A 22565-nucleotide genomic window follows, 5' to 3' on the forward strand; every position below is an offset into this window, starting at 1 on the left:
CTTATGATCTCCCTGCTGTTTTAGGATAGGCTTTCGGATACTTGGCAACATGGGCCTTAAGCTCGGTTAATTGCTGCTTGAGCGCCGCAGTCGGCTGATCAAAAACGTCTTCTATGATGGCTTCTATGGCTGGTGCCGGAACCTTTTCGGCCACTTTTACCGCGGCCAGCACTTCCTCACGATACTTCTCATACAGCTCGGTCTCGTCGCTTTCCTTGAGCCAGCCTTTGTTGATCAGCCACAACTTGAAGCGTTTCACAGGGTCGTGCTGTTGCCACTTGGCTTCTTCCTCTTTGGAGCGATAACCGGATGGATCGTCGGAAGATGAGTGGGCACCCAGGCGGTAGGTCATGGCTTCAATCAGCACAGGCGCGTTGTTTTCAAGCGCGTAAGCTCTGGCTTGCTGAGTTGCGGCCAGAACCGCCAACATATCGTTACCGTCGACTCTGATGGTGTGCATGCCATAACCAACGCCGCGGCTGGCTATGCCGTTACCGGCGTACTGCTCTTCCGTAGGGGTTGAGATGGCGTAGCCGTTGTTACGGCAAAAGAAGATAACCGGCGCTTTATGAACTGCGGCCATATTGAGACCGGCATGGAAATCGCCTTCAGAGGCAGCACCTTCACCGAAGTAACAGATGGCGACATTACGCTTGCCTTGCATCTTCAGCGAGTAGCCTACACCGGATGCCTGCGGGATCTGAGTCGCCAGCGGTGAAGAGATGGTTTGGTAGTTGAGTTCACGGCTGCCGTAGTGAATAGGCATCTGCCGGCCTTTGCCCAGATCTTTCTCATTGCTGAACATCTGGTTCATAAACTGCTCTGTGCTAAAGCCGCGATAACGCAGTGCGGCATGTTCGCGGTACTGGGCAAGGATCACATCCTTGTCATCCAGCGCGGCGGCACTGCCGATAACGGCAGCTTCTTCACCGATACAGGTCATGTAAAAACTGATCCTTCCCTGACGCTGGGCGCCCAACATACGTTCGTCCAGGACACGGGTAAAGACACAGGTATCGAATATCTTGCGTGACAGGGCTTCATCTATGACGGGCAATACCGCCTCTTCATAGGTGGTGCCGTCGGCCTGAAGTATTTTGAGTACAGGGATATGCAGCGAGTCCTTGTTCAAAAAACTCACCCGATGCACCGTCTCGTTCATATTTGTTGCGTTGCTCATAGTGTGCTCTTGTTGTCTCTGGGTTTGTCCGGCTCGAAACCGGCCCTACCGATTTTTTCAGTACGCGCCCCGAACATTACGTTAACGTAAACTAGCAAGCAACTCCCACCATGGGTGCTTTGCCAACTAGCATGGGATCGGCGCGTATATATTGGTTTACAATTCAGGCCAATGGCACCTCTTTGGCTTGAACCAGGCAGATTACTGTACGTTGGCCAATGGGCACCTTGGCGTTGGGAAACACCACGGCTTCCGAGTCCTGTTCTACTCGAATATCCCTGCCCGCTTCCCGCGCCAGCACATAACCCTTGGGGAAAGCGCTGAAGTTTTCCACATCACTGGCGAAGGTAAATTCAAAGTCGTCGGCCTGCTTATTGATGACCCTACAGACCTGATAGATATTGACCCGCTCAAGCGCCTGCTCCTCGAGTTCCAGCGATTGTTTGCAGATCAAACGACTCAGCATCTCCCGGGTAGCGATAAAACGTGTCATATCGTTTTGTCCCATGGGGTAAACCTTGCCCAGCTCAATGGTAAAGGCGTCGGCGCCAAACTGATTTGACGAGAAATAGCTGAAAGTGGTTGTGGGTTCGTGATGCAGCAACACGGTATCGACTCCGGCCGCCTCCAGGAACATCAATTGTTCACGGCTGTAAGCCTTACCCGGTCGATAGGGATAGATGGCAAACTTTTCATGTTTGGAGCCGCGAATGGCGGTGTGCAAATCGTAATGGATCCTTTGTCTTGCCCCTTGTGGTGCGTCTTCGAAGAAACGTGTGACATAAGTTTCCAGCTTCTTGGCGCGGATCCGCTCCGGGTTCACCAGCCCGGGGGGATTGGAATGCTCACCACTGAACAGTCGGTTGAGGTTTTCATCGGCAATACGGGTGCCACGGTTAATTGCCGCCGGGTTACCGAATATGAAAAGTACTCGCTGCCCTACCCGTAGCTCTTGCTTCAACAGCGACTTGATAATGCCATTGCACAGCTCGATAGGTGCAGTTTCATTGCCGTGTACCCCGGATGACAGCACAATATCTTTATCACTTTGGTTATCCAGAGGCTCGAACAGCAAGACTCCTGTGTCCCAAATCGCTATCCGGGTGTGGTCGCCAAGCGTGCCGCTAACACTTTCCAGAGAATTGGGGTTATCCAGAGTCAATGACAGGAAGTCAGGATTATCCTTCAAGGCTTGTAACACGAAATACTCCTTCTTATTGCCGCTTTGGCTGTTGTTTCCATTAACGCTGCCTCCTGGGAACTTGTCAAAATGCGTTTGCTTGTTGAGACCAGCGCCAGAGAGCAAGGTTTCATAGTATCACAGCTTAACCTGTTGGCTATGTGACTAAATACCTCGCTTCGCAGGAGTTTTATCAAAACGGCTGTCGCCAAAAGCCACCTCGAGCTGGCCAGGGCCTATTCAAAAGAGAGCTAGCTATATGCACAAGTCAAAATCAGTCAAACACGACACTTGACAGGAAAACTTATTGCACATAATTTTAGCCATCTGGACATCTAGAAGGTAAATTAAATGGCGGTAGCAACATTCGGTGGCGGTTGTTTTTGGGGAGTAGAGTATTTCTTTCGCCAAGTACCCGGCGTAAAAAACGCCAGCAGTGGTTATATGGGCGGTGATGATAGAATCAATCGCTATGAAGAGGTAAAACAGGGCAACAGCGGCCATGCCGAAGTGGTTCAGGTGGAGTTCGATGAAGCCCAGGTTTCATTTACAGAGTTGCTGCAAGTTTTCTGGCGTAATCACAACCCTACCAGCCTAAATCGCCAAGGGGGCGATATCGGCACTCAGTATCGGAGCGTGATTTTTTTTCACAGCAAAGAGCAAAAGGAGCAGGCTGAGGCCTCAAAACTGGCATTAGCTCGTAGTGGGAAGTGGGGGCAGCGGCACATAGTGACGGAAATTGTTCCAGTGAAACAGTTTCATCGTGCGGAAGAATATCATCAGGATTATATCCAGAAGAATAACCTGCCCAGTTGCCATCTGGAATATTGAACCCCGGGAATAAAAAAGCGCAGCTGTGTTCACGGCTGCGCTTTTTTACTGAACTGGCAATCTCTTAAGCTCAGTTCGGCTTGCCTTTTAGGGCGCTGGTTATCAGCGCTCTCGCCTGTTCCAATATCTGCTGCAGATGCTGCTCGCTGACAAAGCTTTCGGCGTAAATTTTATAGAGTGCCTCAGTGCCTGATGGTCTGGCGGCAAACCAGCCGTTGTCAGTTAACACCTTAATACCGCCAATGGCACCATCATTGCCGGGAGCCTTGGTCAGTACCGCCTCAATCTTGTCTCCAGCCAAAGTCTCTGCCCCCAAGGTATCTGCATTGAGGGTGGCAAAACGCGCCTTTTGCTTGGGATTGATGGGGCTGTCTATCCGTTTGTAGAAGCAATCACCGTGTATGGCAGCCAGCTCTGCATAACGCTCGGCTGGATTTTTGCCGGTAACGGCGAGGATTTCAGCGGCCAGCAGCCCGAGAATAAAACCGTCTTTGTCCGTGCACCAAGTTGTACCGTTACGGCGAAGGAAGGCGGCGCCGGCGCTCTCCTCGCCGCCAAAGGCCAGGCTGGCTTCACTCAAGCCACTGACAAACCACTTGAAACCAACCGGTACTTCACAAAGCTTGCGCCCGTGTGAGGCAACAATCTTGTCTATCATGCCACTGGAAACCAAGGTCTTGCCTATTTGCAGCGTCTGTGGCCAATCGGGTCTGTGTTCCAGCAGGTAATCTATCGCCACTGCCAAAAAGTGGTTGGGGTCCATCAACCCAGTCTCTGGGCAGACTATCCCGTGTCTGTCGTAGTCAGGATCGTTGCCAAGACAGATATCAAACTCATCCATGTGCTTAAGCAAGCCTGCCATGGCAAAAGGTGACGAGCAGTCCATACGGATCTTGCCGTCTTTATCCAGTGGCATAAAGCCGAAACTGGGATCGACTCGATCGTTGACCACTGTGATATTCAGCCCATAACGGTCGGCAATATGTGACCAATAATGGATGCCTGAGCCGCCCAGGGGGTCGACACCTATACGAACGCCGGCATCTTTGATGGCTTGCATATTCACCACAGAGGCGAGATCGGTAACATAGGGCTCAATAAGATCGGTCTCTTTGATGAGTCCGATACTGGCGGCTACGCCATAGTTGAGTTTCCTGACCCCTTCCAGCTGCGCCTTGAGATAATCATTGGCTCGCTGCTCAATCCAGGCGGTAATCTCACCTTCAGCTGGCCCACCATGGGGCGGATTGTACTTAATTCCACCATCTTGCGGTGGATTGTGGGACGGGGTAATAATAATGCCATCACTGAGCTCGGCGGCATTTCGGTTTGCGCTAACTATGGCATGGGAGATAACAGGCGTTGGCGTAAAGCCCTGCCTCTCTTGCACCACCACCTTAACATCGTTGGCCAGCAAGACTTCAATGGCTGATATATAAGCAGCCTCGGACAAGGCATGAGTGTCCATGCCCAAATAAAGCGAACCTTCAATCCCCTGAGATTGGCGGTAATCTACCACTGCCTGGGTAATGGCCCAGATATGATTTTGATTGAAACTGCCATTGAAGGAGCAGCCCCTGTGCCCAGAGGTGCCAAAGCTCACTTTCTGGGCAGGGTCATCACAGTTGGGGACAATTCGATAATAATGGCTCATCAGCCGCGGAATATTAACCAGATCCTTCTGTATGGCCCTTTTACCGGCCCGCTCATGAATAGCCAAAATAGTACTCCTTGATGACAGATGTTGATAAACAGATTTACGCTTTAATCGGCAGCGCCAGATCGGCTATCACTTTGGCCTTGTCGCCGTCGCAGCCCATCTTTTCCAGTACTTCGGTCAATATGGTGTGCTTCTTGGCAGTGTTGTTATTGGTGGTTACCCAAAAGCCACTGCTGCCGACTTCTTTGGGGTTGGCCGATTTACTGGCCTTCAATAGCGCTTCCTTCGAGGTGGCAAAGTAAAGACGGTCGCGCCCTTGAACCTGCAGCACCTGCTCAAACCCTTTTGGGTCCTGGTTATAGAGGCATTCGAGGGCAAACAAAAAACGGCCAACAGCCCCCTTTTGAGCTTCGATAGCCGCACTGCTGAATAGATTGTCAAAGTCCAGGGTTGACTCGGCCTCGGGTAATGTATTGGGACGATAACCCTGCTCCATGCTTGGCTGGCTGATGTCAGCCGGTGCCTTGGGTTCAACAGCCGTCGCATCCAAGCCCAGCAGTCGACGAAGAATGTCCGATGCACTTTCACCTATCCTTTCGGTTTTCCCGGCAATAAAGCGATACAGTTCCTCATCCACCTCAATATATTTCATGGCCCGATTCCTTTAGTTTCAACTTGTTCTATGTAGCCATCATGACATTGCCGTCACAGCGCCCGTGGTCGCGGCTACGAGATTTGGCTCAAAGTATGCCATAACTCGCCTGCGGGGGAAGGCTGAATCGCGCCAAAATGAGATAATTGGCTTACAAACCTAAGACTTGCACTGCAATTTGTTGAAAAAGCAATCAAAGCGATGTTTAATCCGCATCCATCCTTGTCAAATACCGGCCTTTGTCGCAGAATTTGCCCCCTGCTGAAATACCGGCAACAAACTCACTGTGAAGGGGGCTGTATGCACTTTATCTCGACCGGAAGCGGTAGTCCGGTATTGCTGATCCACGGCTTATTCGGTGATTTGGATAATCTTAAATCGCTCGGGACCCTGCTTGAGCAAAATCACCAAGTGATAAGAGTCGATTGCCCCAATCACGGCCAGAGCGAACATTGGCCGCAAATGGATTATCCAGGGCTTGCAAACGCGCTTGTGTCCCTGCTTGATAAACTGGCGATAGACAAGGTGCACCTGGTGGGCCATTCCATGGGCGGCAAGATTGCCATGGCAACGGCGCTGGCTTATCCGCAGCGGGTACAGTCTTTGACCGCCGCCGATATTGCGCCTGTGGCCTATTTGCCGAGACATGAAAAGGTGTTTGCCGGCCTAAGCAGTATGCCGCTGGATATTAAAGACAGACGTCAGGCGCTGGCACATCTTTTGAACCATGGCATCGACGAGGCGACGGCGCAGTTTCTGCTCAAGAGCTTACGCCGCACCGAATCCGGCTTTGAGTGGAAGATGAATTTACCGGGGCTGATTGACAGTTATCCGGCTATCATAGGTTGGCATAACGGCCCTGAGCGCTGCGACGGCCAACTGAGCTATCAAGGGCCCACCTTGATGATCCGCGGCAGTGAGTCAAATTATGTGACCGCCGCTTACAAAAAAGAGATTGTGACTCAGTTTCCTCAGGTCAAAGCCAAGACCCTTGAGGGGTGTGGACATTGGTTGCACGCCCAGAAACCTGCGATATTCAACCGTATAGTGTCCGACTTCATTGACAGTAACGATTAAAATCCAAGGCCAGGGCGTGGGTAAAGGCGGTAGCAGCCCCCGAACCAATATGCTATATTCGCGCCTCTTTTTGGCTAGGGAACACCGGGAGGCTGCAGCGTGTTGAACCAGTATATGCAACAGATAGAAGCCGTTGGACTGGATCTGTTTTTCGCAGCAATTTTCTTTTTTATCGGTATGGCCATCAGGGATGTACTCAATCAGGGTAACGTGCCTAAGTTTGGTCGCTTTATTGTTTGGTTGGTACTCTTCCTTGGTTGTGCAGGCTTTGTCGTCAAGGGGATAATTCAAATGACCTGGGAAGGCTCAGGTATAGGTTAAACATCAGATTTCAAATGGCAAAAGAAGCAACAGATAGAACAACCATAGACCTTTTTGCCACTGAAAAGCGCCGCGGACGGCCTAGAAGCAACCCTCTGCCCCGCGAGCAGCAGCTCAAGGTGAATAAACGTAACCAGATCATGCGGGATCGGGCGAAAGGTCTGAAACGAATAGAGTTAAAAGTGTCACAAGATTTATATGACGCCTTGAATGAGAAGGCTTTGGCCAGTAACATCAGCCGCAGCCAGTTAATAGAATTGATCCTTCAGGAGCAGCTAGGTTAGCCCCTGTCAGGAAAGATCGAAGTAGATAGCGAACTAGACATTAAAGGAAAGACAATGGCAACTGTAGGTCTTTTTTTCGGTAGCGATACAGGTAACACCGAAGCTGTAGCCAAGATGATCCAGAAGAAACTGGGCAAGAAGATGGTTGAGGTGAAAGATATCGCCAAGAGCACCAAAGAGCAGATCGCCGAATACGACCTGCTGATCTTCGGGATCCCAACCTGGTACTATGGTGAAGCTCAATGTGACTGGGATGACTTCTTCCCGGAGCTGGAGCAGATTGATTTTACCGATAAGCTGGTAGCCATTTTCGGTTGCGGCGATCAGGAAGACTATGCCGAGTACTTCCTTGATGCCATGGGCATGATCCGCGATATCGTTGAAGAGCGCGGCGCAATAGTCATTGGCCACTGGCCGACTGACAGCTATAACTTCGAAGCCTCTAAAGGGCTGGTTGACGACAAGCACTTTGTTGGTCTGGGTATAGATGAAGACCGCCAGCCTGAATTGACCGAAGAGCGTGTCGACGCCTGGGTTAAACAGATTTACGAAGAGATGTGCCTGGCCGAGCTGGAAGACTGATATTCGCTCCCCGGTATGTCTCCGGCGGCCTATATGGCCGCCTTTTTATTGGCTATTACTCAGGAAAATAAAAACAAGATGCAAGCCGACAATCTGCGTCATTGGGATATCTTCTGTACTGTGGTGGACAACTATGGCGACATAGGCGTTACCTGGCGCCTGGCGCGGCAGCTGGCCGGCGAATACGGTATTGAGGTACGCTTGTGGGTCGATGATCTCAACAGCTTCGCGCACATTTTACCTGAGCTAAACCCGGCCCTTGTCAGTCAACACTTTGGTGGTGTTGAAGTCATCCACTGGCGCGCTCCCCTCCCCCTGACCTGGCAACCGGGCGAAGTTTTGATAGAAGCCTTTGCCTGCGACTTACCCTCGGAGGTGCTTACAAGCCTGCCAGAGCTCGCCAAGGCGCCCAAATGGATAAACCTGGATTATCTCAGCGCCGAGAGCTGGATAGATGATTGCCACGGCCTCAGCTCACCGGCACTCAAAGGAGTCAAAAAGACCTTTTTCTTCCCGGGCTTTACCCCAAAGTCAGGTGGACTCATCTGCGAGCAATCCCTATTTAGCGAGCGTGATGCCTGGCAAGCAACGCCTGAGCACGCTTTGGCCCACTTTGCAAAAATGGGGCTGAGTGATATTAGCACTGATGATTACCTCATCAGCCTGTTCAGCTACGAGACCCAAGCCTTGCATGCGCTGCTTGAGCTTTGGCAACAGAGTGAGCGGCGGGTACAATTGTTAGTCCCCAAGGGGCGCAGCTTAGGCTGTATCGCGCCTTTGCTTGAGCAATTTAACCAAGACTCCGGACCCAAGGTCGACTGGCAAGATCCCGCCAGTTGGCAAGCCGGTCAAAGTTTCAGCCGCGGCGCACTCAAGGTGCAAGTCCTGCCGATGACAGATCAAAACGGCTATGATCGCCTGTTGTGGAGCTGTGATTTCAACATAGTTCGCGGCGAAGATTCCTTTTTACGAGCACAGTGGGCCGGCAAACCTTTTATCTGGCACATCTATCAGCAGGAAGAGCAAGCTCATCTGCTAAAATTGGATGCTTTTATGGCACGATACTGCGATAATCTGCCTCCCCTTGCCGCCCAAACCTGGCGAACGCTGAATACCGCGTTCAACTGCGGCCAGGGAGATCAAGCCAGCCAAAGCTGGCTGGCACTGAATTCTGCCATGCCGACATTGATACAACACGCAAAAAAATGGCCGGCTGAAGCAATAAATGAAGCAGATCTGGCAAACAGGCTAGTGCTAATGGCCAAAACCGGCTAAGATTCTGCGCTGAATTGAAAAACCGTTTATATAGGAACATACGTAATGAAGACTGCTCAGGAAGTCCGCGCAGGTAACGTTATCATGGTTGACGGCAACCCTATGGTTGTACTCAAGACCGAGTTCAACAAATCCGGCCGTAACGCTGCTGTGGTAAAGATGAAGCTGAAGAACCTGCTGCAAGGTTCCGGTACTGAAACTGTATTCAAGGCTGACGACAAGCTGGAAGATATTCAGCTCGAGCGTCTGGAATGCACCTACTCTTACTTTGCTGATCCTATGTATGTCTTTATGGACTCAGACTTCAACCAGTATGACGTTGAAGCCGAAAACATGGGTGATGCCATTAACTACATAGTTGATGGAATGGAAGAGATCTGTCAGGTCACTTTCTACGAAGGCAAAGCTATCTCTGTAGAACTGCCTACTACTATCATTCGCGAAGTAGGTTACACTGAACCTGCCGCCCGTGGTGATACCTCTGGTAAGGTAATGAAGCCAGCCTCTATCGTAGGTACAGATCTGAAGCTGATGGTTGCCGACTTCGTTAAAGAAGGCGACAAGATCGAAATCGACACCCGCACCGGTGAGTTCAAGAAGCGCGTTTAATTAGAACGCCCTCCTTCGTAAAAGCCAGCATCATTGCTGGCTTTTTTGTATTTGAGTTATTTCTCGCTTCACCTGGAGTAGCTCAATTATCCGGGTTACGCTGAGCCAGTACGCGCTCAACTGTATCGACTATGGTTTGAGTCTGACTGTCGATTTCAATATTCAGCCAGTCCCCTTCCCGATAATCCTCTAGATTGGTCAATCTGAGAGTCTCAGGAATAAGATGCAGCATAAAGCGGTTCCCTTTGACCTCGCCGATAGTGAGACTGCAACCATTGATACCGATAAAACCTTTATAGAAAATGTATTTCAACCAGGCTTCAGCCACTTCCAATTGCATATTGTAATGGCTGTCACTGACGTCCAGTTGCACCAACTGCGCTTGGGTATGTACGTGGCCGGAGAGAATATGGCCCCCCAGCTCGGCGCCAAATTTGAGTGACCTCTCTATATTAACCTTGTCACCCACCTTAAGGCCGACAAGATTAGTCACTGCCAGAGTCTCTTCCATTACGTCGAAAAACGCCCTATCATCAGCAAGCTGGGTTACCGTCAGACAAACGCCGTTATTGGCGACACTCGCTCCTATTTCCAATCCCTCACGCAAGGCAGGAGGCAGAGCGACTTCGAGGGTATTTAACCCCGGCTTTTTCTCGATCGCCAGGATTTCACACTTGGCTTGAACAATACCTGTAAACATTTTCTCACTCGCTTAGTTGTTAGGGCTGCTTTCATGAATCACACCGGCTTTCAGGCCAAACGCTTAGTTCAACTGGCTTTGCCTGTGCTTATTGCACAGCTTACCCAGACAATGATGGGGTTTATTGATACCCTGATGGCCGGCAGAGTCAGTGCTGTCGACATGGCAGCCGTCGCTGTCGGAACCAGTCTCTGGCTACCGGCCATTCTGTTCGTTCAAGGCCTGTTACTGGCATTTACTCCCATGTTCGCCCATCATCATGGTGCAAATAACCAAAAGGCGATTCAGCCACTTGCTTTTCAGGCTGCCTATATTGCCATAACAGGTGCCTTGGGTGTGATGCTGTTTCTGGCATCTGCGCCACATATTTTAGATTGGATGGAACTGGAGCCCGAACTCAAGCGCCTGACCATAGGTTATCTTGACGGCATTCTCTGGGGCGCGCCGGCCTTTGTGCTCTATCAAGTACTCAGGGGCTGCAGCGAAGGGATTTCCTATACCCTGCCGACCATGGTCATCGGCTTTGTCGGTCTGGCGGTGAATATCCCCGCCAACTATATCTTTATCAATGGTCACTTCGGCATGCCCGCCATGGGCGGCGCCGGCTGTGGTGTCGCTACCGCTTTGGTATTTTGGGCTATGTTGTTTGCCATGGCCATCTATATGCAGTGGCATAAACGCTTTGCCGAACTGGCGCCTTTCAAGGCATTTCATAAGCCTCATTTACACACCATTGTTGAGATGACCAAGCTGGGCATGCCTATTGCCATGGCGCTATTCTTTGAGGTCAGCCTCTTTGCGGTGATAGCCCTCTTATTGGCGCCTCTCGGTGCCACTGTCGTGGCCGGGCACCAAATTGCACTGAACTTCTCCTCGATTGTGTTTATGTTGCCACTCTCCATTGGGATTGCCGTTTCAATTCGGGTCGGTTATTACCTTGGGCGTGGTCAGAGCGAGGTATCGGCACTGGTGACCAAGGTGGGATTATCCATTGCCTTCTCTCTGGCCATGCTCACTGCGGTGGCAACTGTGGTATTCAGGTATGAGATAGCCCTGCTCTATAACGACAACCCCGAAGTGGTTACTCTGGCAGGCAGCCTGATGCTGATGGCTGCCCTGTATCAACTATCCGATTCAATTCAGGTGGTTGCCGCCGGAGCCCTGCGCGGCTACAAGGATACCCGCAGCGCCTTTTTCATCACCTTGTTTGCCTATTGGGCAGTAGGTATGACCCTGGGTTATGTATTGGCGTATACCGATTTTCTGGTACCCGCTATGGGGGCACACGGATTTTGGATTGGGCTTATCGCCGGTTTAACCGTAGCGGCTATACTCTTTGCCATTCGCTTGAGATATATACAGAAAAGCGGCAAGCAGTTTGACGTCATCTCAGATGAGGCGACGAATTAAACCAAATACGATCAAAGCCCCGGCAAGTTGCGCAGCAATTCGCCACTCGATAAAAAAATCTGTTTTTTTACTTGCAACTAGCGGCTGCTCGCCCTTAATATAGCGCTCGTTCGAGGGCGACAGCCTGAAAAACACAGTACACCCGTAGCTCAGCTGGTTAGAGCACTACCTTGACATGGTAGGGGTCGGTGGTTCGAGTCCACTCGGGTGTACCAAATTTTGCAATACACCCGTAGCTCAGCTGGTTAGAGCACTACCTTGACATGGTAGGGGTCGGTGGTTCGAGTCCACTCGGGTGTACCAAATCAACCTGCTTAAAGCAGGTTTTTTTATGCCTGAAATTCCCCTTTCCCGCCATTCAAATTTGCGTTTCCTCTTGCTCTTGTCTTTTCATTCACGCAAAAAGAGTAAGCACCTCTACTGAATGGTATTTTTTGTAAATCAAGCCCTACTTTTTGCATATTGCTTACTTGCTCAGGCCATGGAATCATGGGGTATAGACCAAAGTCCTTTGTCGACAGGGAAATCCATGAGCCAACGTACTCTGCACACGCTGTTCAAACCCGGTTCCATCGCCGTCATAGGTGCATCCAATCGCGACAAACGAGCAGGCAATGTAGTAATGAAAAACCTGCTTTCGGGCGGCTTTGCCGGGCCGATTATGCCGGTCACTCCCAAATACCATGCAGTGATGGGCGTGCTGGCCTACCCCAATATCGAATCTTTACCGATCAAACCTGATCTGGCCATCATCTGTACCCGTGCCTCCAGCGTGCCGGCAATAGTGGAAACTCTGGCCCAATTTGGCTGCAAAGTGGCTATCATCATGGCTTCAGGCATGGCAGATGAATTAAACGACCAAGGCGAAAACCTGCTTGAACTAACCCAAGGTAACGCCAGACGTTACGGCATGCGGCTCCTCGGTCCCAACAGTTTGGGAATGATGTTGCCACCTTTGGGCCTCAATGCCAGTTTGGCCCATGCAGGCGCGCTGCCCGGCAAGATAGCTTTTGTATCCCAATCAGCAGCCATCTGCACTACAGTGCTCGACTGGGCCAACAACAAAGGGATCGGTTTCTCTTCCTTTATTTCGCTTGGCGATGCCACTGACATAGACTTCGATGAATTGCTGGATTTTCTTGGTCGCGATTCCCGTACCAGCGCCATCATGCTCTATATAGATTCGGTCAATGAGAAGCGTCACTTCCTGTCAGCAGCCAGAGCCGCAGCCCGCCATAAACCTATACTGGTGATCAAATCAGGTCGCAGCGCCGAGGGCGGTAACGCTGCCAAACTGCACACCGGAGGTATAGCTGGTAATGACGCCGTCTACGAGGCCGCCTTTCGCCGTGCCGGTATGCTGCGGGTCACCGACTTGGTTGAATTGTTTGCCGCACTCGAGAGCCTAGCTCACCTCAACCCACTCAATGGTGAGCGTCTGTGTATTCTTTCCAACGGTGGCGGCCCGGCCGTGCTGGCGGTGGATGAACTGGTACTCAAAGGTGGCAAGTTGGCACAATTGTCCGAAGCCACCCTGGAGAAACTCTCTCAGTTGTTGCCCTCTACCTGGTCCGGGCAAAACCCGGTGGACATTATAGGCGATGCCGGCGCCGAGCGTTACAGCCAGGCACTGTCGGTATTAATGGACAGCGATGAGCTGGACGCCATCTTGGTACTGCACTCCCCTTCGGCCCTTGGCGAAAGCGTCACCATAGCCGATGCCTTGATTGAAACTGTCAAACAGCACCCGAAACGTAATCGGGTAAGCATCTTAACCAACTGGAGCGGGGAAGATGCCGCTTACCGGGCTCGAAAGCACTTTTCCAAGGCGGGGATCCCAACTTACCGTACACCCGAGGGCGCCGTGCGCGCCTTTATGCATATGGTTGAGTATCGCCGCAACCAAAAACTGCTGCAGGAAGTACCACAATCGATACCGGATTCAATTCCCACGGATAGCGCTACCGCCAGAAGTTTGCTGCAGCAAGCCATTGCCAAAGGCAAACGAGTACTGGAAACCCATGATGCCCGCAACATACTCAACGCCTATGGCTTGGATACTATAGATACTTGGTATGCCAAAGATGCCGCCGAGGCTGTCGCTATTGCCGATAAGGCAGGCTACCCTGTGGCATTAAAAGTGCAATCACCGGATATTTTGCATAAATCAGACGTTCACGGGGTGATGCTGAATCTGACATCGGCAAATGAGGTCAATCAGGCCGCAGCAGCCATTGTCGAGCGGGTCCACACAGCTAACCCAGCCGCTTCGGTCGAGGGCATGATAGTGCAAAAAATGGCGCTTACCGCCGGCGCACAAGAGCTCAGAGTTGCGGTAATAAGCGATCCTGTATTTGGCCCAGCCATCATGCTCGGTGAAGGTGGCTCCGAATGGGAACCCACCCGGGATGCTGCAGTCGCTTTGCCGCCACTGAATATGGCGCTAGCGCGCTATATGGTGATCCAGGCACTCAAGACCCAAAAGATCCGCGATCGCCACTTGCCCCAAGGCTTGGATATGCGCGCCCTATGCCAGATGTTGACTCAAATCTCGCAGCTCATTATCGATTGCCCCGAAATCGAAAGTTTGGATCTCAATCCTGTATTGGCGGCGGGCGATAAAATTACCCTCTTGGATGTCAATCTGCGTCTGAATCCGGAAGTCACGGATAATGCCGGCCGACTGGCCATTTTACCCTACCCCAAAGAGCTGGAAGAAAAAGCCAAACTGCGTAATGGCCTTGAGGTGATGTTGCGGCCGATACTACCGGAAGATGAACCCAAACATCTGGACTTTGACAACTCGCTTACGGATGAAGACAGATACAAGCGCTATTTTGGAGTACGCTCGCGTATGACTCACGAAGAGATGGCGGTATTGACCCAGATAGATTACGCCCGTGAAATGGCGTTTATCGCCACCATAAGAGATGAAAATGGTGAAGAGGAAACCTTGGGCGCAGTGCGAGCCTCTATCGATCCGGACAACACTGAGGCGGAATTTGCCATGGCAGTTCGCAGTTCTCATCAGGGTATTGGCATAGGCAAGTTGCTGCTGGAGAAGCTAATCAACTACTACCGCACCACGGGCACTCAGGTGTTAACCGGCTTCACCATGTTTGAAAACCGCAATATGGCCAGCCTCGCCAAGAGTCTTGGCTTTACTGTCACCTTTGATATGGAAGAACACCTGATCAAGATGCATATGGAGCTGCCGGGCAAGGAGCCATAGACTCCCCTTATTTAACACCTAAAAACCAATAACCCGGCCAACGCCGGGTTATTGATCATTTGAGCAGACAGTCTCAGCGACGACACAGGGCGATTAAATCCAATTCAGGCAGGTACACCTTGCTGCTGACATCGAATAGCCCTAACAGTGTATCGAACAGGTTGTCGTGGGAAACACGCTTCACCGCAGCTTCCCTTGCCAGGCAGTCATCATTCAGCCCAAGTTGTTGCTTGAACTGATTGGAAAACCAAGCCATCCAAGGCACCCGTGTTTGTTCACTCGGCGCTATAGCATAGGGAGAGCCGTGTAGATACATGCCCTTCTCCCCCAAGGATTCACCGTGATCAGACAGATACATCATGGCGGTATCATAGTCGCCACTGCGGCCCTTTAGCTGCTCGACCACCTGAGAGACGATATAGTCGGTATACAGAATCGTGTTGTCATAGGTATTGGTGAGCTGCTCGCGGCTGCAGTTTTGAATGTCACTGCGCTGGCAATCCGGGGTAAAACGGCGATATTGTTCCGGATAGCGCAGATAATAGGTAGGTCCGTGACTGCCGATGATATGCAACACTATCAAGCGATCCTGACCATTGTTCGGCTGCAACAAGGCTTGTTTGAGTTCATCAAGCAGTACCTGATCCTGACAAAACTGACCGTCGCATAGCTTAGGGTCGGCATTCAGCGCTATCAGCTTGTTTTCCACCCTGTCACACACGCCTTTACAGCCACTGTCGTTATCAAACCACTGCACTTTCACACCGGCGTAGTTGAGCACATCCACAACGGTATCCTGAGCCTTGGCAGCTCGGGAGTGATAATCTTCCCGGCTCATTCGGGAAAACATACAGGGCAAAGACACCGCCGTGGCCGTGCCACAGGAGCTGACATCGCCGAAGATCAGCGGTGAAATAGCCTTGGTGTAGACATTGGTTGTCCTGTCATAACCATAGTATTGATAATTTTGCGCCCTGGCGGTTTCACCGACCACCAGTACCATCAGTCTGGGTTTGGTTGCACCGGCTGATTTTACCTGCTTGGCATCTGTACCCAATTTTTGATATTCGAGCGGCTTTTCCAGGTAGTGCTGATTGATGTATTTGACCGCCGAACCGACAAAATAAGTCGGCACTATGTAACGTTTAATTTCATCATGATTGCGGCCAAAAGCCAGATAGTTCTGCATATAGAAAAAGCCAATCACCACTATGATGAGCACATTCGCTACTATGTATAGCGCCTTGTACGCCAGTTCCTTGCCTATGGGCTTATAGTCAACCTGAATACGATACAAAAGCAGCGCAGGCAGAGCCCCGGTCAACAGCAGGTTTAATATTGATGCCCAGTTCACATAAGTCATGGCTTCTGCGCTGTTGGTTTGAAAAGTGTTTTCAATCATGCCGGTATCGAATACTACGCCATATTTGAACGCGGCAAAAAATACCCCAGATGAACACAGCAGCAACACAATAAAGAAAGGTTTGAGAATATATTTAAAACTGAACAGGGAAAACAGTATCCCCAAAGCTGAGATCAAGAAGATGGGAATGGTCGCCACAAACAAAGGGTCCACATGCGCTTGGTTCTCGAGTCCCTGTTTGACTATAGTAAAAAAAGGCACATTGAACACGGCCACAAAAAACAGTGCCAGTAAAAAGGTCAGGCGATTGACGGAGATGGGATTCAACACACTCATTCCTAAATGACGGTTAAAATTGATGCAAGGCTCAGAAATTTTAACTATTGGTTAACTAAATATTAATATAACAATTTTATCTTAAGGTTCCCTTATCGGTTCCTACATCGCTCATGGGGCCGAATTAAGCTTTCAGACTCTGTGCCAATGGGAAAGTTCGCGATGCACCATACGCTAAAACTGCGGTATAAAAGGTTAAAAGAGTCGCTTGATAACTCAAGAGCCGCTTTGCATGCAAATGTCCCGCAATTGTAAGTTGTGCAAGCTTGATGAGTGTTCGGCGATTATTAATATTCTAGAAAAAGAAAGCGCCCAGAGAAGGCGCTTTGAGGTTTTATATCAGGGTAAACAGTCGCAATTAGAATTCACTGTTGAGCCGATTGAAGAACCCAAGCAGTTGCTCCAGCTCAGCGTCACTGAATTTCGCTGTCATCTCACGGGTTAATTGCAGATGCAAGGCATCATGCTCCTTAAACATCAGCTCGCCCTTTTCGGTTAAAGATACCTGGATGGCGCGTCTGTCATTTTCCAATGATTGACGCTCGGCCAGGCCCGCCTTGACCAAACGCTCAACCTGCACGGTCAGGGTGCCTGTGGTAATACCGAGCTTTTCCGCCAGTTCCTTCATCTTCATAGGGCCGTGAGCGCCCAGGATCTCCACAGTGTGGATCTGCGCCAATGAAGCGCCTTGATCTCTGACTACGCTCTGCTCCCAAGAGGATAGACGCTCATAAAACTCTATGATGGCGTGGTTGATTGACTGTTGCAGCGAATCCTGCCGCTGTTGCTGTTTCATCTATTTTTGCACCTTAATGATGATGGTGATGATGTCCTGTCTCTGTGTGGCTCGCTTGCTCACGCTCATTGGCTCTCGGCGTTGCCGCCTTCTTGCAGTCGGCACACTGATTAACTTCAATGGTCAGGTGATCTATGCGGTTAAAGTCCGCCAGCAACTCATGATAATAGTCGGTACTGTGGGGAGCATGGCTCACCAAAGAGATCATAGCTGCGTGATGATCGGCACTGACCGGCCACACATGGATATCGGTTACCTTGTGATCTTTTTCGGCTTCTATCCGTTCCACCAGCTTGCGACTGAACTCGGCTTCAACACCTGCATCGAGCAACACGGGACTGGTCTGACTGATAAGTCCCCAAGCCCAGCGACTGATGATAACAGCTCCGACAATTCCCATCACGGGATCGAGCCAATTCAAACCAAAATATTTACCGGCCAACAGCGCGCCAATTGCCAATAAGGAAGTCAAGGCATCAGCCAATACATGGAAATAGGCCGCACGCAAATTATGATCTTTGTGTCCGTGGGAATCCCCACTGTCATGGTTGTGGTTATGGGCGTGATTATGTCCACGGTTGTGACTGTGACTGTGCCCATGACTGTGGCTGTGGCTGTGGCCATGATCGTGACCGTGGTGATCCTTGAGCAAAAACACACTGACGATGTTGACAGTTAAACCTATGATGGCCACCAAAATCGCCTGGTCAAAATGAATATCTTCCGGATACAGGAGTCTGGAGCCGGATTCTATCAGCATTAACAATGCCACTAACCCCAGAGCTATAGCACTGGTAAAACCGCCGAGCACACTGACTTTACCAGTGCCGAAGGCAAACCTGGGGTTGTTGGCGTGTTTCCTGGCGTAAGAGTAAGCAAACAGCGTCAGCATAAATGCCGCAGCATGAGTTCCCATATGCCAGCCATCAGCCAGTAGCGCCATAGAACCATATATGGTACCGGCAACAATCTCGGCCACCATGGTGACCACAGTCAGCAAGAGCACCCATTTGGTACTCTTCTCTCCCTGCTCATTATGGTGGGTAAAATTATGCTTATGCTGCCAGCGCGTGGTGGTGTGAAACTCTGAACTCATAGTAAGCCACTCTTATATTTTGATATTCAAACTATTTGATGGGCAAAGCATCCCCCTTTCCTTTCACAATTTCAAGTCTTGAGATTGAAAAAGTCACAAACAACACCAGAGAATTAACAATTTAATTCTCAAAATGGGGGCTATGTCTTATTTGTGTCACTTTAGCGTTATCTGGCTGTCATATGGCGTCATTAGTCTTTGCGTCGCATTTGCAATTCCTATAATGAGATAGAAGATCACGGAGTGAAATCTTATGAGCAAGGCGACTTTCGATCCGACGCAGTTTAATAAAAGTCAGAACGAACCTTTTGCCCAGGTGTTGGATAAGCACCTTTCCCGGCGCAATTTTGTAAAAAGTGGCTTGGGCGTCAGTGCCTTGACTGCATTTGGCGGCTTCGGCCTCGCCGGTTGCGGTTCAGATAACAATAACACCTCTGGCACACCGGATCCTGTGCCCCCTACTCAGGTTCCACCCAGTCAATCCAGCGTGACATTAGGATTTGAGTCAGTTGCCGGTTCTCGCCTTGATGCTGTGGTTATTCCAAAAGGTTACCAGGCTCAGGTTCTGGCTCCCTGGGGGACTCCGCTGAATAGTAAAGCCGCCGAATGGCAGGCTGATGGCAGTAATACCGCCCAGGATCAGGCCAACTCCGTGGGGCAAAACCACGACGGTATGCATTTCTTCCCACTCAATGAAGCCGGAACCGATGGCCTCTTGTGTATCAACCATGAATATATTGAGCCAGATGCCCTGCACCCCAACGGTCCAACTGTGGATGCCAATACCGGTTTGAGAACCTTGGTCGATGAAGTCCGCAAAGAGATCAATGCTCACGGCATGACAGTGGTGCGTATCAAACTTGACGGCAGCAACTGGGAAGTGGTCAAAGATGACAAGCATAATCGTCGCTTCACCGGTGCTTCCACCATGGATCTCAGCGGCCCGGTAGCCTATACCGACAAAGTCGTTACCGCCTTCTCCCCCGATGGCAGCCAGACCCGAGGCACCTTGAACAACTGTGGTAACGGTTATACCCCTTGGGGCACTTACCTCACCTGTGAGGAAAACTGGCCCGGCTACTTCGTCAACAAGGGAGAAATGACCTCAGCACAACGCCGTATCGGTGTCAGCAAAAAATCTACCCGTTATGGCTGGGCCGATCTGGCCGGTGATGCCGAAGAGCGCCTGGATGAATTTGCCCGTTTCGATGTCACTCCCAAGGCCAGTGATGCCATATACGACTATCGCAATGAAGACAACGGCTATGGATATATCGTCGAAGTCGACCCTTACAACCCTAATTCCCGCGCAGTTAAACGAACCGCGCTGGGGCGTTTCCGTCATGAAGGCTGCGCTTTTGGCAAGCTGGCCGAAGGTAAACCACTGGTATTCTACTCAGGCCATGACTCGCGCTTTGAATATATGTACAAGTTTGTTTCAGCGGCGCTCTGGGACCCCAAGGATGCCGACAGCAGCAACCGCCTGGCAACCGGTGCCAAGTACATGGATGAAGGTACCCTGTATGTGGCCAAGTTTACCGAAGGAGGCGTAGGTGAATGGTTGCCGCTGACCCTGGATGCCATGACAAAGGACGGCAAGACCCTGGCCGATACATTTGCCAGCCAGGCCGATATCATCATCAACACCGCCGGTGCCGCCGATTTGGTTGGCGCGACGCCAATGGACAGACCCGAGTGGTGTGTAGTGGATCCTTTCACCGGCAGTGTCTATCTGACCCTGACCAACAACTCCAAGCGGACTGAAGCCAATGCCGCCAACCCAAGGCTGAAAAACAACTTTGGCCATATCATCCGCTGGGATGAAGGTGCCAGTGATACCGAATTTAGCTGGGATATCTTCCTGTTCGGTTCTCCGGCCGACGGTGACGACGCCACCAACCTCTCCGGCCTGACTGAGCTTAACCAACTGGCCAGCCCGGACGGCCTGGCGTTCGATGCCCGCGGTATTCTGTGGATCCAGACAGATAATGGCGCCAAAGAGGTAACTGAGCACACCAACGACCAGATGCTGGCAATAGTGCCATCCAAGATGGTCGATGGCGACGGCAAGCCTTTGACTGTTACCGCCGATAATCAAACCGAGCTGAAGCGCTTCTTCGTCGGCCCCAACGGTTGCGAAGTCACAGGCTTTGCCATCTCGCCGGACTACACTTCGGTATTTGCCAATATCCAGCACCCGGGGAATTGGCCGGTCTCTGCCAATGCCGCCGAGGAAACACCCATAGGCACCAGCATTCGCCCGAGGGCTGCGACCGTGGTGCTGCGTAAAGTCGACGGTGGCGAAGTCGGCATTTAAATAATCCGCAGCGTTCAAACGAACCGCCCTAAACTGACAACGCCCGCCAGGCTGAACCTGGTGGGCGTTTTAACTCTCAATTACCTGAACCTAAAACAGATACATAACGGGTACTATTTTGATTTGTATGGCAATACAAAATTATTTATGATTTTTTTGAAAATAAATAACCCTTTCTCAGCAGCTGGCCGTTTAACACTACAGAAGCGCAATCATACACAGCGCCAATCCAATAATTGATTTTCGCCCATAGCGGGCCCATAAGGAGAAAACCTATGCTTAAGTCCGGCAAACTGAAACTGGCACTTATCGCTTCCGCTTTGTTATCTGCCCAGGTTTTGGCAGTCAGCCCGCCGCATCCACAGGGGTACAACCAGAACATGATTACCGCAAACCAATTTGATGCCGACAACTATCAGCCACAGGATAGCAGCAAGATGTTCCCCGCCCCCAAAGAAGGCATGGTGCAACACATACTGACTCTGCCCCAATTGGAAAACGAAGATGACTACATGGTTGAAATTCAGGTGGGCCAAACCCAGATGGTTGACTGCAACAAGCATGGTCTGATGGGCGAGCTGAAGCAGATGGATCTCAAAGGTTGGGGTTACACCTATTGGGAGCTGGATGAAATTGGCCCGGGGCGCTCGACCATGATGGCCTGCTTCGATAAGGCCAAGCATCAGGAGTTTGTTCGCATTCCGGGTGAATACAAGCTGAGATATAACAGCAAGTTGCCTATGGTTATCTATCTGCCTGAAAATGCCGAGCTGCGCTACCGGGTGTGGCGCGCCGACACTGTGTTCAACTATTCCAAGTAACGCGGCGACTTACCCACTCTGACTGAACCAATAAAGCTGCAATAGACCTTTTCCCGGCCGGTTGCAGCTTTTTTGCTTTATTCTCGATTGCAGAACCTTATAATCGCTGCAGTTTTCCTTTAGAGCCTTTTTCGGATGAAACTCAGCTTTGTACTCGTCTCCCCTGCTCGCGCCGCCAATGTTGGCGCCGCAGCCCGCGCCATCAAGACCCAAGGGTTCAGTGAACTCATCGTGGTGAATTCCCAAGCTCATCTGGAAGAGGAAGCGGCCTGGGTCGCCTGCGGCGCCGAGGACATACTAACCAACATCCGTGAAGTGGCCAGCCTGGAGGAGCTCAGAGAAGAGTTTGAGCTTATGGTGGCCACCACAGCAAGAGAACGTGGCAGCCCAAGACACTATTTAAGCCCGGCAGAACTCGGCGAGCAACTGAGTAACCAGCAGGAACAGGTGCAACGCGCCGCCATCGTCTTTGGCTGTGAGGCCAGTGGCCTGAGTAACGCCGACTTGGCGATTTGTGACTTACTCAGCTACGTACCACTGGCCACCGAATACCCTTCCCTCAATCTGGCGCAAGCCGTGATGGTCTACTCCTACGCTCTGGGTCAGGCTTTGACCTGTGCCGATGGCCGCCTGGGGCTGAAAGATGCTCAATCGCCGTTGTCGCAACTCAGTGCCCTCAAACAAAAGGCCGCCACTTTGCTGGAGAGGGTCGGTGCCGCCGATGATGCCAAGTTAAGCCTGTGGTTGAATGAAAGCCTCTCTCGCTTAAGTGACAGAGACGCCAAAATGACCCACCAACTGCTGGGCGATATCCTCAAGAAACTCAATTGAACCTACTGTGTT

20 protein-coding genes and 2 tRNA genes are annotated in these 22565 nt (G+C 51.0%); 14 read left to right on the top strand and 8 right to left on the bottom strand.

The features are described from left to right. Position 1 precedes the first annotated feature (1 nt). Both RC73_RS01715 and astE read right to left on the bottom strand, forming a co-directional pair. Complete coding sequence (locus RC73_RS01715; RefSeq protein WP_039033008.1) at positions 2 to 1180, bottom strand: thiamine pyrophosphate-dependent dehydrogenase E1 component subunit alpha; 1179 nt, start codon at positions 1178 to 1180, stop codon at positions 2 to 4. Between the two features lie 163 nt (positions 1181 to 1343). Then, positions 1344 to 2381 carry a succinylglutamate desuccinylase gene (astE, locus tag RC73_RS01720; protein ID WP_039033009.1) on the bottom strand — a complete coding sequence of 346 codons (1038 nt, stop codon included), beginning with the start codon at positions 2379 to 2381 and terminating at the stop codon, positions 1344 to 1346. 330 nt (positions 2382 to 2711) lie between these two features. Here astE and msrA point away from each other — a divergent pair, with 330 nt between their 5' ends. After that, positions 2712 to 3191: a peptide-methionine (S)-S-oxide reductase MsrA gene (gene msrA, locus RC73_RS01725; protein WP_039033010.1), complete on the top strand. Its 480-nt coding sequence runs from the start codon at positions 2712 to 2714 to the stop codon at positions 3189 to 3191. Positions 3192 to 3261: 70 nt separating this feature from the next. Here the strand turns inward: msrA and pgm are convergent, their stop codons facing one another. Continuing rightward, positions 3262 to 4911, bottom strand: coding sequence for a phosphoglucomutase (alpha-D-glucose-1,6-bisphosphate-dependent) (pgm, locus tag RC73_RS01730; RefSeq protein WP_039033011.1), 1650 nt, complete (start codon positions 4909 to 4911; stop codon positions 3262 to 3264). A gap of 37 nt (positions 4912 to 4948) precedes the next feature. Then, a complete protein-coding gene (gene seqA / locus RC73_RS01735; protein ID WP_039033012.1) occupies positions 4949 to 5503 on the bottom strand; it encodes a replication initiation negative regulator SeqA in 555 nt (184 codons plus the stop codon). Between the two features lie 300 nt (positions 5504 to 5803). Here seqA and RC73_RS01740 point away from each other — a divergent pair, with 300 nt between their 5' ends. From RC73_RS01740 to efp, 6 genes are all read left to right on the top strand, one after another. Next, positions 5804 to 6580 carry an alpha/beta fold hydrolase gene (locus RC73_RS01740; protein WP_039033013.1) on the top strand — a complete coding sequence of 259 codons (777 nt, stop codon included), beginning with the start codon at positions 5804 to 5806 and terminating at the stop codon, positions 6578 to 6580. Positions 6581 to 6679: 99 nt separating this feature from the next. Beyond that, positions 6680 to 6901, top strand: a complete 222-nt coding sequence (locus RC73_RS01745) for a DUF2788 domain-containing protein (protein ID WP_039033014.1) — start codon at positions 6680 to 6682, stop codon at positions 6899 to 6901. 14 nt (positions 6902 to 6915) lie between these two features. Further along, a complete protein-coding gene (gene ybfE / locus RC73_RS01750) occupies positions 6916 to 7185 on the top strand; it encodes a LexA regulated protein (RefSeq protein WP_025010403.1) in 270 nt (89 codons plus the stop codon). A gap of 54 nt (positions 7186 to 7239) precedes the next feature. Further along, the gene (fldA, locus tag RC73_RS01755; protein WP_039033015.1) at positions 7240 to 7767 is read left to right on the top strand and encodes a flavodoxin FldA; all 528 of its coding nucleotides are present in this window, start codon (positions 7240 to 7242) and stop codon (positions 7765 to 7767) included. Positions 7768 to 7845: 78 nt separating this feature from the next. Next, on the top strand, positions 7846 to 9042 hold the full coding sequence (gene earP / locus RC73_RS01760; protein WP_039033039.1) for an elongation factor P maturation arginine rhamnosyltransferase EarP: 1197 nt from the start codon (positions 7846 to 7848) through the stop codon (positions 9040 to 9042). A 45-nt stretch (positions 9043 to 9087) separates the two neighbouring features. Continuing rightward, positions 9088 to 9651: an elongation factor P gene (gene efp, locus RC73_RS01765; protein ID WP_039033016.1), complete on the top strand. Its 564-nt coding sequence runs from the start codon at positions 9088 to 9090 to the stop codon at positions 9649 to 9651. Between the two features lie 82 nt (positions 9652 to 9733). Here the strand turns inward: efp and RC73_RS01770 are convergent, their stop codons facing one another. Next, positions 9734 to 10351, bottom strand: coding sequence for a riboflavin synthase (locus RC73_RS01770; protein ID WP_039033017.1), 618 nt, complete (start codon positions 10349 to 10351; stop codon positions 9734 to 9736). 33 nt (positions 10352 to 10384) lie between these two features. On the opposite strand from RC73_RS01770, the gene RC73_RS01775 reads away from it, so the two are divergent. The 4 genes from RC73_RS01775 (at position 10385) to RC73_RS01790 (ending at position 14993) form a co-directional block, all read left to right on the top strand. Then, a complete protein-coding gene (locus RC73_RS01775; RefSeq protein ID WP_039033018.1) occupies positions 10385 to 11761 on the top strand; it encodes an MATE family efflux transporter in 1377 nt (458 codons plus the stop codon). A 138-nt stretch (positions 11762 to 11899) separates the two neighbouring features. After that, positions 11900 to 11976, top strand: a tRNA-Val gene (locus RC73_RS01780). An 11-nt stretch (positions 11977 to 11987) separates the two neighbouring features. Next, a tRNA-Val gene (locus RC73_RS01785) sits at positions 11988 to 12064 on the top strand. Positions 12065 to 12290: 226 nt separating this feature from the next. Continuing rightward, a complete protein-coding gene (locus RC73_RS01790; RefSeq protein WP_039033019.1) occupies positions 12291 to 14993 on the top strand; it encodes a bifunctional acetate--CoA ligase family protein/GNAT family N-acetyltransferase in 2703 nt (900 codons plus the stop codon). A 73-nt stretch (positions 14994 to 15066) separates the two neighbouring features. Here the strand turns inward: RC73_RS01790 and RC73_RS01795 are convergent, their stop codons facing one another. The 3 genes from RC73_RS01795 to dmeF all read right to left on the bottom strand — a co-directional run bounded on the left by RC73_RS01795 (position 15067) and on the right by dmeF (position 18584). Continuing rightward, positions 15067 to 16692, bottom strand: a complete 1626-nt coding sequence (locus RC73_RS01795) for a phosphoethanolamine transferase (RefSeq protein WP_039033020.1) — start codon at positions 16690 to 16692, stop codon at positions 15067 to 15069. A gap of 358 nt (positions 16693 to 17050) precedes the next feature. Beyond that, positions 17051 to 17488: a MarR family winged helix-turn-helix transcriptional regulator gene (locus RC73_RS01800; protein ID WP_039033021.1), complete on the bottom strand. Its 438-nt coding sequence runs from the start codon at positions 17486 to 17488 to the stop codon at positions 17051 to 17053. A 13-nt stretch (positions 17489 to 17501) separates the two neighbouring features. Continuing rightward, positions 17502 to 18584 carry a CDF family Co(II)/Ni(II) efflux transporter DmeF gene (gene dmeF / locus RC73_RS01805; protein WP_082014215.1) on the bottom strand — a complete coding sequence of 361 codons (1083 nt, stop codon included), beginning with the start codon at positions 18582 to 18584 and terminating at the stop codon, positions 17502 to 17504. Positions 18585 to 18837: 253 nt separating this feature from the next. On the opposite strand from dmeF, the gene RC73_RS01810 reads away from it, so the two are divergent. The 3 genes from RC73_RS01810 to RC73_RS01820 all read left to right on the top strand — a co-directional run bounded on the left by RC73_RS01810 (position 18838) and on the right by RC73_RS01820 (position 22553). After that, positions 18838 to 20901, top strand: a complete 2064-nt coding sequence (locus RC73_RS01810; protein WP_039033022.1) for a PhoX family protein — start codon at positions 18838 to 18840, stop codon at positions 20899 to 20901. 275 nt (positions 20902 to 21176) lie between these two features. Beyond that, complete coding sequence (gene eco / locus RC73_RS01815) at positions 21177 to 21722, top strand: serine protease inhibitor ecotin (protein ID WP_052247924.1); 546 nt, start codon at positions 21177 to 21179, stop codon at positions 21720 to 21722. A gap of 135 nt (positions 21723 to 21857) precedes the next feature. Next, a complete protein-coding gene (locus tag RC73_RS01820; RefSeq protein WP_039033023.1) occupies positions 21858 to 22553 on the top strand; it encodes a tRNA/rRNA methyltransferase in 696 nt (231 codons plus the stop codon). Positions 22554 to 22565: the final 12 nt, after the last annotated feature.

Origin of the sequence: Shewanella sp. ECSMB14102 (assembly GCF_000813075.1) — a bacterium.
GTDB lineage: Bacteria > Pseudomonadota > Gammaproteobacteria > Enterobacterales > Shewanellaceae > Shewanella > Shewanella indica.

Coding starts and splice junctions, on each gene's coding strand:
- RC73_RS01715 (WP_039033008.1), bottom strand. CDS start 1,180: ATGAGCAACGCAACAAATATGAACGAGACGGTGCATCGGGTGAGTTTT.
- msrA (WP_039033010.1), top strand. CDS start 2,712: ATGGCGGTAGCAACATTCGGTGGCGGTTGTTTTTGGGGAGTAGAGTAT.
- seqA (WP_039033012.1), bottom strand. CDS start 5,503: ATGAAATATATTGAGGTGGATGAGGAACTGTATCGCTTTATTGCCGGG.
- RC73_RS01740 (WP_039033013.1), top strand. CDS start 5,804: ATGCACTTTATCTCGACCGGAAGCGGTAGTCCGGTATTGCTGATCCAC.
- ybfE (WP_025010403.1), top strand. CDS start 6,916: ATGGCAAAAGAAGCAACAGATAGAACAACCATAGACCTTTTTGCCACT.
- fldA (WP_039033015.1), top strand. CDS start 7,240: ATGGCAACTGTAGGTCTTTTTTTCGGTAGCGATACAGGTAACACCGAA.
- earP (WP_039033039.1), top strand. CDS start 7,846: ATGCAAGCCGACAATCTGCGTCATTGGGATATCTTCTGTACTGTGGTG.
- efp (WP_039033016.1), top strand. CDS start 9,088: ATGAAGACTGCTCAGGAAGTCCGCGCAGGTAACGTTATCATGGTTGAC.
- RC73_RS01770 (WP_039033017.1), bottom strand. CDS start 10,351: ATGTTTACAGGTATTGTTCAAGCCAAGTGTGAAATCCTGGCGATCGAG.
- RC73_RS01775 (WP_039033018.1), top strand. CDS start 10,385: ATGAATCACACCGGCTTTCAGGCCAAACGCTTAGTTCAACTGGCTTTG.
- RC73_RS01790 (WP_039033019.1), top strand. CDS start 12,291: ATGAGCCAACGTACTCTGCACACGCTGTTCAAACCCGGTTCCATCGCC.
- RC73_RS01795 (WP_039033020.1), bottom strand. CDS start 16,692: ATGAGTGTGTTGAATCCCATCTCCGTCAATCGCCTGACCTTTTTACTG.
- RC73_RS01800 (WP_039033021.1), bottom strand. CDS start 17,488: ATGAAACAGCAACAGCGGCAGGATTCGCTGCAACAGTCAATCAACCAC.
- dmeF (WP_082014215.1), bottom strand. CDS start 18,584: ATGAGTTCAGAGTTTCACACCACCACGCGCTGGCAGCATAAGCATAAT.
- RC73_RS01810 (WP_039033022.1), top strand. CDS start 18,838: ATGAGCAAGGCGACTTTCGATCCGACGCAGTTTAATAAAAGTCAGAAC.
- eco (WP_052247924.1), top strand. CDS start 21,177: ATGCTTAAGTCCGGCAAACTGAAACTGGCACTTATCGCTTCCGCTTTG.
- RC73_RS01820 (WP_039033023.1), top strand. CDS start 21,858: ATGAAACTCAGCTTTGTACTCGTCTCCCCTGCTCGCGCCGCCAATGTT.